This is a genomic window from Kyrpidia spormannii (assembly GCF_002804065.1).
In the GTDB taxonomy this organism is placed as follows: Bacteria; Bacillota; Bacilli; order Kyrpidiales; family Kyrpidiaceae; genus Kyrpidia; species Kyrpidia spormannii.
On the sequence record NZ_CP024955.1, the window covers coordinates 2,882,701 to 2,896,900 of the forward strand.

At 54.0% G+C, this 14,200-nt stretch carries 11 protein-coding genes; 6 read left to right on the forward strand and 5 right to left on the reverse strand.

Annotated elements, in window-relative coordinates; translation table 11 throughout:
- Positions 1–28: 28 nt before the first annotated feature.
- Together fliD and CVV65_RS14225 are read right to left on the reverse strand one after the other, a co-directional pair.
- Complete coding sequence (gene fliD / locus CVV65_RS14220) at positions 29–1,918, reverse strand: flagellar filament capping protein FliD (protein ID WP_100668688.1); 1,890 nt, start codon at positions 1,916–1,918, stop codon at positions 29–31.
- 11 nt (positions 1,919–1,929) lie between these two features.
- Entirely contained in the window at positions 1,930–2,322 is a 393-nt protein-coding gene (locus tag CVV65_RS14225; protein WP_100668689.1) for a flagellar protein FlaG, read from the reverse strand.
- 309 nt (positions 2,323–2,631) lie between these two features.
- Between CVV65_RS14225 and CVV65_RS14230 the strand changes: the two genes are divergently transcribed.
- The gene (locus CVV65_RS14230) at positions 2,632–3,540 is read left to right on the forward strand and encodes a DMT family transporter (protein WP_100668690.1); all 909 of its coding nucleotides are present in this window, start codon (positions 2,632–2,634) and stop codon (positions 3,538–3,540) included.
- Positions 3,541–3,589: 49 nt separating this feature from the next.
- Here CVV65_RS14230 and CVV65_RS14235 read toward each other — a convergent pair whose 3' ends face one another.
- A complete protein-coding gene (locus CVV65_RS14235) occupies positions 3,590–4,480 on the reverse strand; it encodes a LysR family transcriptional regulator (RefSeq protein ID WP_100669554.1) in 891 nt (296 codons plus the stop codon).
- 149 nt (positions 4,481–4,629) lie between these two features.
- Here CVV65_RS14235 and CVV65_RS14240 point away from each other — a divergent pair, with 149 nt between their 5' ends.
- On the forward strand, positions 4,630–5,883 hold the full coding sequence (locus tag CVV65_RS14240; protein ID WP_100668691.1) for an MFS transporter: 1,254 nt from the start codon (positions 4,630–4,632) through the stop codon (positions 5,881–5,883).
- Between the two features lie 223 nt (positions 5,884–6,106).
- Here the strand turns inward: CVV65_RS14240 and CVV65_RS14245 are convergent, their stop codons facing one another.
- Entirely contained in the window at positions 6,107–6,574 is a 468-nt protein-coding gene (locus tag CVV65_RS14245) for a DUF2935 domain-containing protein (protein WP_100668692.1), read from the reverse strand.
- A 429-nt stretch (positions 6,575–7,003) separates the two neighbouring features.
- Here CVV65_RS14245 and CVV65_RS14250 point away from each other — a divergent pair, with 429 nt between their 5' ends.
- Entirely contained in the window at positions 7,004–7,789 is a 786-nt protein-coding gene (locus tag CVV65_RS14250) for a M48 family metallopeptidase (RefSeq protein ID WP_100668693.1), read from the forward strand.
- Positions 7,790–7,902: 113 nt separating this feature from the next.
- Here the strand turns inward: CVV65_RS14250 and CVV65_RS14255 are convergent, their stop codons facing one another.
- A complete protein-coding gene (locus CVV65_RS14255) occupies positions 7,903–10,869 on the reverse strand; it encodes a transporter substrate-binding protein (RefSeq protein WP_198592043.1) in 2,967 nt (988 codons plus the stop codon).
- A 351-nt stretch (positions 10,870–11,220) separates the two neighbouring features.
- Here CVV65_RS14255 and CVV65_RS14260 point away from each other — a divergent pair, with 351 nt between their 5' ends.
- From CVV65_RS14260 to CVV65_RS14270, 3 genes are read left to right on the forward strand one after another with little or no spacing between them, the layout of a single operon-like run.
- Positions 11,221–12,267 carry an aliphatic amidase gene (locus CVV65_RS14260; RefSeq protein ID WP_100668695.1) on the forward strand — a complete coding sequence of 349 codons (1,047 nt, stop codon included), beginning with the start codon at positions 11,221–11,223 and terminating at the stop codon, positions 12,265–12,267.
- Complete coding sequence (locus CVV65_RS14265) at positions 12,268–13,485, forward strand: AAA family ATPase (protein WP_133121319.1); 1,218 nt, start codon at positions 12,268–12,270, stop codon at positions 13,483–13,485.
- Positions 13,486–13,519: 34 nt separating this feature from the next.
- Complete coding sequence (locus CVV65_RS14270) at positions 13,520–14,128, forward strand: AmiS/UreI family transporter (protein WP_100668697.1); 609 nt, start codon at positions 13,520–13,522, stop codon at positions 14,126–14,128.
- Positions 14,129–14,200: the final 72 nt, after the last annotated feature.

Below are 14,200 nucleotides of genomic sequence, written 5' to 3' on the forward strand. Positions count from 1 at the left end.
GCCGTCCGTTCAATGACCAGTTATCAAATTAGTGACCGGCCATCATCGATTGAAAAAATCCCGCTTGGCTGTTCAATTGCGACAAGGCCTGTTCCATGGCGGTAAACTGCTGGTAGTAATACTGACGTTTCTGGTCTAATTGCTGCTGCATCTCCGCCGCCTGGGTGTCGATCTCCCGGACCTGTTGACCGATCCAACTGTTGTCGACCAGGTCCGACGCGCTGCCCGCCTCTTGGCTGATCTGGTCGATGGCGGTATTGACCGCATTATAGAGTTTTGCGGCGATCCCGGCCCCCGGGCTGCTGGTATCCGTCACGCTCGAGGTCGGATTGGTGAACAGCCGCATCACCGCCTGGGGATCCGCCTGCACCGCCGCCCGGAGTTGATCTTCGTTCACGTGCAGTTGCCCATACTCCCACCAATCTCCCGTGGTGATGCCGATAGACGCCAAGCTGTTCAGGGTCACGGTCTGCCCGTTCACCGTGGAAGGCGCCTGTCCCTGAAGAACCGACCCGGCAATTCCCCGCAGGCTGTCGATAACATTCCCCAAAAGGGGGTCACTGGACAACATGCCACTTTTAGCCATTGTTTCCCATTTTGTAATCTGATCCTGGGTCATCTGGGACTTCTGATCGTCGGTGAGAGGCGGATAGTCGTAATTCCGTTTCTCGTGGTACAGATCGTTCATCGTCTTCATGAGGCTATTATACTTATCCACAAACCCTTCGATCGCTTTGACCACCGTATCCACATCGGTGGTGACCACCAAACTCGAAGAAACGGGGTTTCCGTTCGCGTCTTTCGCGGACACACCTTTGAGGGTCATCGTTACACCATTGTAGACCACGGTGTTGGTGGCACTGTACGACGTATAGCCATTGACGGTGTAGATGGCATCCTTCGCCGCGTTCGCACTGACACCCTGGAACCCGCCAAAGGCATTCCCGGGATCGCTGACCACCTCCACACTGATGGGCGAGTACAACGTGGGACCCGCCGCCCCACCGTTTACCGGCAAAAGTTTAAGATGCCCGGAGCCGTCATCCTGAGCCTGTACCCCCGTCACGGCGGTCTGACCGTTAATCGCAGTCACGATGTCCGAAAGAGTCTGCCCCGCCGAGAAATTGAAGGAAACTCCATTGATGCGCAAACTCGCATCTTTTGTAAGCGTCCCGATGGCGTTCACCGAGGCCACATTCCCTGCAGGATTCAGGTGAAACAGGCCCGCAAAGAGATTGTCGTTGTCCCCGCTGACGGAAATCTTCGCCCCGCTGCCCGTGGCCGTCGTTTGAAACACCACTTTGTCCTGGACGGCATCATAAAAAGCCGTCACCCCAGTCTTGGGATCGCTGCTGATCTTGGCCAACAACGTGTTCAACGTGTCCGTGGCCGGGTCGAAGGTCACCGTCTCCCCGTTGATCGTCACTTGGTGCGGCCCCGCCCCGGGGCTCCAACCTGTAGCCGTGCTCAACTGGTTCAGGGGCGCGTTCGGATTCAGTTGCGGCTTCCCCGCCGCCGTCAAGGCCGTTGCGGACGCAACTGTCACCCCCTGGGCCAACTGGCTCACCGAAACGGAATACGAAGCGGCCGGGGACGTGGCGGCCGCCGTGGCCGTCACCACCGAAGTGTCCGAGCTGGAAACCGTTTTCGCCAAAAACGTCGACTGCAGCTTCATCGAGAACAACTCATTGGTGCGAAAATCCAACAGCGCGCTGTTCACCTGACGGTAGTCGTCCTGTTTCCACTGCCACAGCTGCTTTTGTTGCATCAAGCGGTTCAGGGGGATACTTTCCGCCTGCATCATGGCTTTGACCATGCTGTCCGTGTCAATCCCGGAGGCCAAACCGGCAATGTGACTGTAGTCGATGGCATTGAATCCGCTTCCGGAGTTCGTCGACCCCGTCGCCCCGAGAATCATACCTGCACCCCCTAAATGGTCCGATCAAAGAATACGCCCAACACCGAGCGCATCTGTTCATCCATGGCAATGAGATCCCCCGGCGGAATCTGGCGGATGACCTCGCCGGTATCGTCCCGGATCACCCGAACGATGACCTGGTGCGTGTCTTGCTGCAGTTCAAACCGCAAATGGGTCCTGGCCATCTGGGCGGCCACATTCATCCGCGCCACTGAGCGCTCCACCTGCTCCGGAGATGGCTTCCTCGGGTCCCCTTGTGTTTCGTTGCCTGTCTTCGCCGGCAACACCGGTGTCGGCGCTTCCACCCGAACCACCGGCGCCGTTTGTTCTGCCGCCGCCGCATCCACCAACTCCCGCCCCACGGGCATTCCCGTATGCAGGGGCGGCACGATGCCACCATTCATCGTCGATCCCTCCCGCTCCGGTCGTCTCCTCGTTCCCGCCCGAAGATTTCCTTATTATACGAATCGGCCGCCCCCGACCAACCATTAAGCCCAAAATCCCCACCATCCAAGAAAAAGCGTCATTTTTCCGCACGGGCGGGCGGGAAATGCCGTTTTCCCGGCGTGCCCTCCCTATGGCTACGGGCGGCCCGCCGCGCCGCCCCGGCGGGGGATCGTCAGGGGCTCGCCGATTCGATAAAATCGTTATAAAGTATAAAGGGTTGTAGATCCCAAAGGATTGTACAAAATGACGACAAAGGAGGGGTGGAGGTGACTCGAAAGCTCGCCTGGCCGGTGATCGGCTACATCGCGGCCCTGGTGTTGATATGGGGAGTGTGTTGGCCGGTCTATAAGTTCGGTTTAACCTATACGCCTCCGCTCCTTTACGCAGGAATTCGCACTCTTCTCGGCGGCGTACTGATGGCGGCTCTGGCCCTACCCCGATGGAAAGCGTTGCAATGGCGGAGGAACTGGCAGATTTACGTGATTTCTTCCTTATTAAATGTTTTCTTGTTCTTCGGAGTTCAGACTGTGGGGTTGGTGTACCTGCCCTCAGGCATGTTTTCGGTCCTTGTCTATTCCGAGCCGGTGATCGTGGGACTGTTGGCGTGGAAATGGCTGGGAGAAACCCTCACACCCGCCAAAATGGTGGGCCTTTTTCTCGGCTTGCTCGGGGTCGCGGCCTGCAGCTTTGACCGCCTGCCCGGGTCCGCCTCGGGTCTGGGGATCCTGCTTGGACTGGCGGCAGCCATTTCTTGGGCGGTGGGCACCGTGTACCTCAAACGCGTGCAGGCCCAAGTGGATATGATGTGGCTGGTGGCTATCCAATGTTTACTCGGCGGCGCGGGGATGATGGGGGCCGGGAGCCTGTTTGAAAGCTGGTCCGCGATTCAGTGGACCTGGCCGTTTTTGGCAACGGTGGCTTTCGCCATGTTTTTCGGCGTCTCTTCGTCTTGGCTGATCTGGTTCCGCCTGGTCCAGATGGGCGAGGTCAGTCGGGTGGCCGCGCTGACCTTTCTGGTACCTGTGATCTCCGTGGTGCTGAGCGCCCTCTTCCTACATGAGACGATCAGCGGATGGCTTTTTGCAGGATTGTTGCTGATCGCCGCGAGTATCTACCTTGTTAACCACACCCCGCACCCCCATCGGGCCGGAGAAGCCCCTCGTCCCCTGGGGTAAGCTGGGGCAGGGGCGAGACATGGGGCAGTCTTAGGAAGACTTTCCTTGCCTAGCGCGAGCTCCCGGTCTCCTCCCGCCCGACCACAAAGCGCCGGAACCGCTGCGCCGCCGGGGACAGAGCGCGGTGCTCGATCCAGGCCATGCCGATCACCCGGCGGCACAATGGCGCATGGACCGGCAATTTTTTGATCCCCAACAACTCCAAACCGGGAAAATCAGGAACCATCGCCACACCGAGGCCGCCGGCCACCAGTCCGGCCACGGTGGCCACTTCTTCCCCTTCAAAAGCAATCCGGGGCGAGAATCCCGCCTGGGCACAAAGCTCCTCGGTGATGGTCCGCATCCCGTAGCCCCGCTTGAGAGCGATGAACGGCTCCTCCGCCACATTCCCGAGCTCGATTCTATCCCGTCCCGCCAGGGGGTGCTGCGAGGGGACGATCAAAAAGAGCTCTTCGGTCTTCAGATCCACCCAACCCACCCCCTCCCGGCGCACCGGCGGAGACAGGAAACACAGATCAATCTCCCCGGACTCCAGTTGACGAAAAACCGGTCCGGCCGCATTCTGCACCAGAACAAAGGAAACCTTCGGGAAACGGCTGCGAAAATCCCGAATCAGATCGGGAACGAGGTGCACGCCAAGGGTATGCAAAAAGCCCAGGCGCACCTCGCCTCGCTCGGGATCTGCCAGCTCCTGAATCTCCCGCCGGGCCTCGTCCATTTCCCGCATCACCCTCTCCACCCGGCGGAGAAATCGCTGCCCATAGGGAGTCAGGCGAATGCTGCGCCCTTCCCGCTCGAACAATGGCGCCCCGAGCTCCTGTTCCAGCCGGGCGATGGAACGGCTGAGGGCGGATTGGGAGACGGCGAGGCGCTCCGCCGCCCGGGTAAAATGCTGCAACCGCGCCGCCATGCGAAAATACTCCAACTGTGCCCATTCCACGGCCATCCCCACTTTCGTCGTATCTATGCATACGATGCATCAAAATGATCGAAAACGTCAATTAGACAGTATGGATTGGGCAGGAGTAGAATGAGACCATGTTGAGATGAATCCCAAGAAGAAAGTTTTGGATCCGGAGGCGCGTGCACATGCCGTATTTGGAACGGGGACAAAAAGGATTCGGGCGGGCTTTGGCCGCCCTGTTCGCCGGAGGCTTCGTCACCTTCGCCATTCTGTACTCCACCCAGCCTCTGCTCCCCGTACTGTCCGCCGATTTTCACGTCAGTCCGGCGGTCGCCAGTCTGTCGGTTTCGCTGACCACCGCGATCCTAGCGATTTTCATGCTTCTGACCTCGGCGTGGTCAGAAGATCGGGGGCGCAAATCAATCATGGTCGCCTCGGTGCTGGCCTCTTCGGTTCTCGCGATCCTCACGGCCCTCGTCCCGAGTTTCCTCTCGCTTCTGGTGCTCCGGGCGGTGGTGGGTGCAACCTTGGCGGGGCTTCCGGCCATCGCCATGGCCTACGTGAACGAAGAGTTCCACCCGGCCACCCTAGGCATCGTGATGGGGATGTACGTAAGCGGGACCAGTGTGGGCGGAATGAGCGGGCGAATCCTCGTGGGCGCCATGTCGGACCTGTGGTCTTGGCGCGGAGCCCTGGCGGGACTGGGAGTCATCAGCTTGGCGGCGTCGATCCTTTTCTGGAGGGGGCTGCCGGCATCCCGGCATTTTACGCCAAAACCCGGAGCCCTTCGGCGGCTGGCGCCGTCTTTGGCGGCCAAATTGCGCGATCCGGGGCTTTTGACCTTATATGGACTGGGCTTTGTGCTCATGGGGGGCTTCGTGACGCTGTATAACTACCTGGGCTATGAGCTAATGGGACCGCCGTACCACCTGAGCCAGACCTGGGTGGGGCTGATTTTCCTCGTGTATCTCTCCGGAACTTTCAGTTCCACCTGGATGGGACGATTGGCGGATAGGCACGGACGGGTCAAAATCCTCTGGGTGGGGCTCGGACTCAGCATCGCCGGGGCCCTGTTGACCCTCGCTCAGCCTTTGGGAGTGAAAATTGCCGCCACCGCCCTGTTCACATCGGGATTTTTCGGGAGCCACGCCATTGCCAGTGCCTGGGTGGGCAAGCGGGCAAAAACGGAAAAAGCCGAGGCCTCGTCCTTGTATCTGCTATTTTATTATGCCGGTTCGAGCCTGGCCGGCGTGACCGGCGGGTTTCTCTGGACTCGCTTCGGATGGCCTGGGGTGATCGGGCTGATCGTGGGGCTGCTCGGGGTGGGGCTGTTGTTGGCCGGAGGACTGCAGCATTTGGAAAGACTGACCATCGCTGCAGCACAGGGGCCTCAAGGGTCGGCGGGAGGGCAGCCGGTGGGCGCGCACCGCGGACGATAGGTCAGCGGGCACCGGTGCGGCGGGCACAAACCGCACGGTGGCAATGGGAGCGGGTTATGTCCACTCTCCTCCCCACCATTTCCGTGGTGATCGGGAGGGGCGGATTGCATTCCTCCCCGAGCGCCCACGCGATCACTTGCTCCTCGCCGGTCGTGCGTCAACCACAACATGAACAGCCCCACAGCGCCGGGCCCGTGGCCCTTCGATAGGCCTGGGCATTCTGTCAACCAGCCACAAAGGTTTCCCGGAGGTGCCCGGCGCGATGAGGCCGACTCGCTAGGATAGCCTGGGCGACGCCGATAAAATACTCCGACTCCCGCCGGATGTGATTGAGGACCACCATCACCGTGGGGTTGCTGTACATGGCCGGGCTCTCCACACCCAGTTGGTCTAAGAGGTGAATGAAGGCCCGACTTTCTCGGAGGCAGTGATCGACGAGGTGGAGGAGATCCCCGTGAAACGCGGCGGCCGCCCGTGGATCTGTCCACACGTAAAGTTCGATCATCCGGCGCACCGCCCCCCGGGTGCGTTCCAACATCTGCCCCCAAATCTGTAGCGCCCGCACGAAACGCGGCTCCAGGTTGTTCACCAACTGGCGGATCACCACCGTGTGCTCCGCCTCCTGCTGCTTCCAGAAATCCGCCTCATCGAGAATGCGCAGCGGCATTTTGTCACCGTAGATAAACAGCATCCCCTGGGCCCCCTTCACATCGAGGGTTTGTGGACTTCTGCCCCCAATGTACGCTATCCAGCCTTCCCAGGTGCCTATCCCCTGTGGGGCAGTGGAAACCCACCATCGCCCTGCGCTCGCTCTCTCCACACCTCGGTCCGAAGTATAAACAATCGCAAAGGTGCGATTTGGTAAGATTGGATTAAAAATAAGTAACTCCCGCCCGGCGCCGATCTTGTCATCATTCATGGACACCTTGATGTTTCAGCAAAAACTGAGGCTGAGCAATGTAAAGTTTCGGCATTGGAACGGTTCCGAATGTGGTAGATTTTTACCACGCTCTTTCATACAATACAGCTATAAAACATGCCCTTGTCCTGGGTAAGGACACGCCACATGCACCGCAGTGCCCGACGGTTCACATTTGTAAAAACGTCAGGAGGTTTGCCGATGTCATTTCAAGACATGGAGAGATCCTTGGTTCACCCGAAAGAAAAACGGTATTATGTCCTCAGCGTCATATTTAGTATCATCGTCTATCTCGCCCTGATCATCTCCCTTGTAGGAATTGTGTATTTGATCATCGGATTGCTGCTGGCCTTCGCCTTGAACTTAATGACCCTCGGTTTTGTGCGATTGAACGGGGTGCGTCTCAGCGAACGCCAATTTCCAGAGGTCTATGAACGGGTGCGCAAACTTTGCGATCGAATGGACATCTCAAAGGTTCCAGACGTGTACGTCACCCAGGCTGGAGGCGCATTAAATGCTTTTGCCGCACGCTTTTTCGGCAAGAACATGGTCACGGTGTACTCGGATATTTTCGAGGTGATCCGTACCGGAGAGCATGAGTTGCTCGACTTTGTTTTGGCCCATGAATTGGCTCACATCCGGCGCAAGCACGTCAGCCATAACATCTTGATTCTCCCGGCCCGGTTGATCCCTTTTCTCGGCAATGCCTATTCCCGGGCATGCGAATTCACCTGTGACCGCATCGCGACCTATGTGACAGCCAGCCCTGCCGCTGCCGAGCGAGGCCTGACGATGCTCGCCGTAGGGAGAGATCTGTACGCAGACATCGATGTGGATGAATATTTGCACGACAGCGAACAAAACCGCGGCTTTATACTTCGCATGACGGAAAAAATGTCCACTCATCCCCCTCTGCCCAAGCGCATCGCCGAGGTGCGCCGGATAGCGGCCTCATGGTGGCCCAAGTCAACTGCTCCGAACATCTAAGGAGATCCTCCCCTCGATTGGGGAGGGCACGAGCCCTCCCCGCTCTCATCGAACAGGACAGGTTTGCAGGATTGCAGCAGTTGGGAGAAGGACTGCGTCACCCCCGAGCGCTTTTAGATCAACTTGTAGTCTCGAAGTTTACGGTATAACGTTGTACGGGATATTCCGAGTTCCCGTGCAGTACGGCTAATGTTACCTTTGTACATCATGAGTGCACGCTCAATCTCCAACCGTTCATCCTGGGCATATTGTAGCCGTATCGATTCGACGTTACGTAAAAGACGAGCGTCCCGTTGCACAAGCTGTTCATCCCGCCTTCCCTGTACTCCGGAGTCAATAGACTCGATTTCGTCTTGCGAGAGCACGTTTGCCTGTACAGCCTGTGGCATTTTGGGCTCGAATTCCGGCGAGATCAATTGAAACGTGTCATCCGTCCGTAAGTAATCGGGTAAGTGGTCCAATGTAATGAGGGGTTCGTTGCCTGCTACATAAAAGGCTCGTTCTAGGGCATTACGCAACTCTCTGACATTACCTGGCCACCCGTACTGCATAAGGACTCTTGTCGCCTCCTCAGACAATGATTTCTCAGGTGTTCCCGTGGCTTCCGAGAACTCAGTAAGAAAGTGCCTCGCGAGTTCCGGAATATCATCTTTTCGTAAACGGAGGGGTACAAGTTCTATGGTGAAGACATTGAGCCTGAAGTAAAGATCGCTTCGGAACGACCCATTGTATGCGATTTCCTGAGCTAGGCGTTTGTTTGTCGCGGAAATGATTCGTACATCAACCGGAATCGGGGTGCCGCTCCCTACTCGAACAACTTCTTTTTCTTGTAATACACGCAGTAGGATGGCTTGTTGGTCGATCGGCATATCCCCAATTTCATCCAGGAACAGTGTTCCGCCATTCGCAAGTTCGAATTTGCCTGGACGTCCCCCCCGTTTTGCCCCGGTAAATGCTCCATCCTCATAACCAAACAGCTCGGCACTGACCAAATCCCGCGGTAGACCCGCACAGTTCACGGCAATAAACGGCTTGTTACGACGCGGGCTGGCGTTATGAATAAACCGCGCAAAAAGTTCTTTTCCAGTCCCACTCTCTCCCAAAAGTAGGACATTGGCGTCAGCTTGTGCAGCAAGCTCCGCAAGCTGAATGTTCTTTAAAAACAATACGTTTGAACCGACGAGTTCCACCTGGTTTTTTTGAGATTTCCGGGATAAAATACGCATCTTGCGAATGAAGATATGGTACACTTCCCCTATTTTCTGGCCCTTAATCTCAAACACGTGTTGATCTCGACTGAAACGAGTCATGAATTGGTGATCTTGTACGCTGCTTAGGTAAGATCTAAGGAAAGGAAGCAGGTTTGGATCATCTGCCAACCAATCGCTGGCAAGTTGATTTTTCACGAGTACCTCATTGTTAGCTACACTAATATATCCTTCCGGTATCGCATTTATAGCACCCACGAAAAGACGATCAACTTCCGCTTTTTTACCCTGTTCCTCGACGATGCCAACAGCACATTCTAGCAACTGTTTCAAAGCCCTAGAAAGGGTTGTAATGGTATCAGGACTCAACGAGCAATCATCGATGAATACACCAAGCACTCCATAGAATCGGCCGGATTTACGCTGAATGGGTATTCCTATCGTAATCCAGTCTTTCAATTCCTCTCGTTCATGTTCGCTCCCCCGAACAACAGCTTCACTTCGACCCATTAACGCCAGGGAAATTCCGGAATGACCAATTAACGCATGATTGGCCTTGATCCCAGGGCTCAAAAAGGGGGGGAGCTCGGGTGTGTCTGTTACATCGTGGCGAAAAACGGCTAAGGTCAAACCTTCAGCGTTAAAGATTCCAAATCGGTATGGAAAATATTTTGTCATATTTTTGATTGCATCGATCAAAGGCTTGTATTGATCCTGGGCAGTCCGGAGCACGTGAATGGGGGCACTCGCGCTGTCACTTCGCAGCAGTGCAGGATTCTCTTTTTCGTCGTTGTAAAAAGGTATGGGCGGTATCAACCCATTTGATTCCCACACAATGTCAAATTCCCCATTGGCATTCACGCGTCCAATTCTAGACTGCAGCCACAGATGTTGGTTTTTTGGATCTACTCGAATGCACCCCTGGGGAGCCTCGAACTCTATATCACGCAGTGCCTCACGAATCTCATCTGTATCTGTTGACCTCGCCCGACGGATCCCCTCCGCCAATAACCAAACACTATAATATGCACTTTCCATAACCGCACTTATCGTTTGCGTCCCATAGGTTTCATTGTACAGACTGCGAAACTCCGAGTTTCGTTTTGTACGGATGGATGAGAAATATGGAAATGATGTGTAATGGCCGACAGCATATTTGATACCCATTGCCTGAATCTCCGTTTCCGCAGTAATTGCGCTGGCAATCGGTATATTTAAACGAGTGCCGTAAAACTGTTGATAAAAAGCAATCACGCTCTCCCCTACGAGCGTTGAAAACACTACATTCGGTTTTACGGCCGTAATCTCCCGAAGTATTTGCTGGAATCTTTGAGCACCTAAAGCAACATACTGCTCGCCCGCTATAGTGCCCCCGTGCAACTTCACGAGTCTACGGATATGCTTATTCGTCTCTCTGGGGTATACATAGTCAGACCCGACAAGATAAACCGATTTACCAATGTGATCAAAAATCCAAGGGATGAAAGTTTCAAGCTGCTGGTTCGGAACTGGACCACAATAATACACATAAGGGCTCAATTCTTCGCCCTCGTACAATGTGGGGTAAAAGAGCAATTTATTGTACTTTTCTAATACGGGAATAGTAAGCTTGCGACAAACTGAGGTATATAGACCAATGATCGCCGCAACATGGTGTGTATGAATCAGTTTCTCGGCCTTCGCTGCCGACAAAATAGGGTCAGAGGCGATATCCTCTGTGATGGGAATGAGCTTTCGCCCCAAGACCCCCCCATTTTCATTGATTTGGCGGATCGCCAACAGTGCGGATTGGTATTGCCCCCGTTCTGTTACGCTTGTCGTGCCCGTGAGCGAGAAAAGTAGGCCGATGTGGATGTCCTGACCGCCAGGCACTGGTTCGCCCTCCTTTTCACCTGCTAGGGACATTATATCATTCTGTGTTCTATAGATGTCTTGCAATGTTTCCTAATGTTGCGCTTTTGCATCGGTTTGTTTATCCCTGGCGTTCGTCGTCTTAGAACACGATTAAACAGATGAGGACATAACGATACAGACCGCAAGGGAACCAGATTCGCGGTTCGCCCTTTCTGAGCTTCCCTACCGTGCTTCCAGACGGTCGTGGTTAGCTGTACTGCTGCGTTGAGATAAATCCGTTTCTGCTCACGTATTTGGCATGAAACCTGCAAAGAGGTTAAAAAGAGAAGTTACATTTCTAAAATATACAAATGACGGAGGGTGTTCTCAATGAGACATGGGGACATTGCTAGCAGTCCAGATACTGTAGGTGTTGCCGTTGTCAACTACAAGATGCCGCGGCTCCATACCCGGGAGCAGGTACTGGATAACGCTCGGAAGATTGCGGACATGATCGTCGGAATGAAGCAAGGCCTGCCAGGAATGGATTTGGTCGTCTTTCCCGAGTACAGCACGATGGGCATTATGTATGACCCGGATGAAATGTTCGAAACTGCATGTACAGTCCCCGGGGAAGAAACGGAGATTTTTGGCCGGGCATGCCGTGAAGCCAACACCTGGGGAGTGTTCTCTCTAACCGGGGAACGGCATGAGGAACACCCGCGAAAAAGCCCGTACAATACGCTGGTGCTGATCAACAACAGAGGAGAAATCGTGCAAAAATATCGAAAGATACTACCTTGGGCTCCTATCGAAGGCTGGTATCCGGGGGATAAGACCTATGTCTCCGATGGACCCAAAGGACTTAAAGTTAGTCTGATCATCTGTGACGACGGAAACTATCCCGAAATTTGGCGGGATTGTGCAATGAAAGGCGCAGAATTGATTGTTCGTCCACAGGGATATATGTATCCGGCCAAAGAACAGCAGATCATGATGGCTAAGACAATGGCATGGGCAAACAACGTTTATGTCGCTGTGGCGAACGCGACCGGATTTGACGGAGTCTATTCCTACTTTGGTCACTCAGCAATTATTGGATTCGACGGCCGTACATTGGGCGAATGTGGCGAAGAAGAGTACGGTATCCAGTATGCGGAGCTGTCGATTTCAGCGATTCGTGACGCCCGGCAGAACTGGCAATCGCAAAATCAGCTCTTCAAATTATTACATCGCGGATATACAGGTATCTATAATTCAGGGGACGGCGACAAAGGATTGGCAGAATGTCCGTTTGATTTTTATCGGACATGGGTGTTAGATGCAAAGAAAGCTCAAGAGAATGTAGAGAAAATTACCCGAACGGAGCTAACAACAGCATGTTGTCCAGTTGGCGGTCTGCCCTATAACGGTGCAGAACGCGAAGCGGATCGGTAGTTGATCCATGAGCGCCGCCGGGAACCAAAAGGTAAGCTTCCATCGGATCCCGGCGGCGGATCTGACCTGTATAGCAGCATCAGTTGTAAAAAGGGGATACGGTTAATGCCATTCGTAAACGATATGCTCCAAAGCTTTGCCCAACAGAAAATAGCGAAAGAAGAGGAGAATACTGGACCCAACCAGTCGACCAAGTCATCGTCAGCAACGGTAGTCACCCGATTTACTTTCGACGTCAATAAAGTGATGCAACATTTGAAAAGCCATATTGCCGGGCAACAGGAAGCACTCAATGCCATCGAGCAGATGCTACGCTTGGTAAGAGCCGATATTGCTGATCCTAGCCGTCCACTGTACATTGCACTTTTCCTAGGCCCAACCGGAGTGGGAAAAACAGAAATTGTTCGCCTCTTGGCAGAGGCACTTCATGGAAACCGAGAAGCTTTTTGTAGAGTGGACATGAACACGCTGTCCCAAGAACACTACGCGGCGTCTTTAACGGGAGCACCGCCCGGATACGTGGGAAGTAAAGAGGGAACCACCATTCTCGACAAAGAAAAGATAGTAGGTTCCTACAGAACACCAGGTATCGTGTTATTTGATGAAATGGAGAAGGCAAGCAACACGGTTCTGCAAACCCTATTAAACGTCTTTGACAACGGGCTCATGACTGTGGCATCAGGACAAATAACGATTAATTTCCGTAACTCATTAATTTTTATGACGAGCAACATTGGTGCCCGTGAGGTACAAGAATATGCGAGACGCAAGTCTCACTCAAAACTCCGCCACTTTCTCAGGGTTACACGACCGCTGAGTATAGAGACAACTCGGAAACTCATCCAGGAGCAACTCGAGACCCGATTGTCTCCTGAGTTTCTTAATCGTGTCGACGACATCATTACGTTCAACTGGTTGGACGAAACCGCCGTCGAGGATATTATTTTGCTCCACATCCGGCAACTGAATCAGCGTTTGCTGCATCATCGGGTCGACATCCATCTAGAGCCCTCAATGCTTGCGCACCTCGCAGAAGTCGGATTTGACCAGCGGTACGGGGCAAGATCATTAAAGCGAGCTATTCGCCGGTACGTGGAAGTCCCATTGGCTAAATATTTACTTTCTCGTAGCTGGGAATCGGAAATGCCTTCTGAAAGGGTCATTGTGGCTTGGAGGAACGGGGACACACATTTTCGGAAGGATTTGCAGAAGGAATGATAGACTGTCGCACGCCTATGGAGGAGGTCATCGAATGGCAAACGTTGGGCTTCTTTACGTTGGAGCCGTTCTGTTCGTCAATGCACTTATGCTGTTGGGCAAAATCGATTCAAAAAGTGCGGGCATTTTTAATCTTTTCGTTGGTGCACTGCAAGTATTTACGCCGGTCTACCTAATCATGACCGCCCAGAATAGCTGGGACATTTTTAGTGCCTCAGGTATTTTCTTGTTCGGGTTTACTTATCTGTATGTCGGAATATCAAATTTAACCGGCAACAACAGTTCGGGTGTCGGTTGGTATTCGCTGTGGGTCTCTATGCTCGCGATTGGCTATAGCATTGTTAATTTCTACCATTTTGGAGATATCAAGTTTGGCGTTATATGGCTAATGTGGGCGTTTCTTTGGGGTTTGTTCTTTCTATTGCTCGCGCAAAAACGCGATATCGGCCGATTTACAGGGTGGGTTACACTCATAGAGTCCTGGGCAACCTGTACGATTCCAGCGTTTTTGTCTATGACCGGACTTTGGACCCATATAAGCGCCACGGTGGTCTGGATCGCAGTGCTCTTCGTCCTCGCGCTTTTCACCTGGGCTTGGGTGACAACAAGAGCTTCTCACGCGCCAGTTGCAAAATCGTCCTAGGTGATTTGCTGCAAATCAGTTCTGCGTTAGTTTGAAAAGCTAACTCAAATGACCTCACAGTCGCACATGGAT

Bases quoted from the DNA above. Each gene is read 5' to 3' on its own strand.
- fliD (WP_100668688.1), bottom strand. From the start codon at position 1,918: ATGATTCTCGGGGCGACGGGGTCGACGAACTCCGGAAGCGGATTCAAT.
- CVV65_RS14225 (WP_100668689.1), bottom strand. From the start codon at position 2,322: ATGAATGGTGGCATCGTGCCGCCCCTGCATACGGGAATGCCCGTGGGG.
- CVV65_RS14240 (WP_100668691.1), top strand. From the start codon at position 4,630: ATGCCGTATTTGGAACGGGGACAAAAAGGATTCGGGCGGGCTTTGGCC.
- CVV65_RS14245 (WP_100668692.1), bottom strand. From the start codon at position 6,574: ATGCTGTTTATCTACGGTGACAAAATGCCGCTGCGCATTCTCGATGAG.
- CVV65_RS14250 (WP_100668693.1), top strand. From the start codon at position 7,004: ATGTCATTTCAAGACATGGAGAGATCCTTGGTTCACCCGAAAGAAAAA.
- CVV65_RS14260 (WP_100668695.1), top strand. From the start codon at position 11,221: ATGAGACATGGGGACATTGCTAGCAGTCCAGATACTGTAGGTGTTGCC.
- CVV65_RS14270 (WP_100668697.1), top strand. From the start codon at position 13,520: ATGGCAAACGTTGGGCTTCTTTACGTTGGAGCCGTTCTGTTCGTCAAT.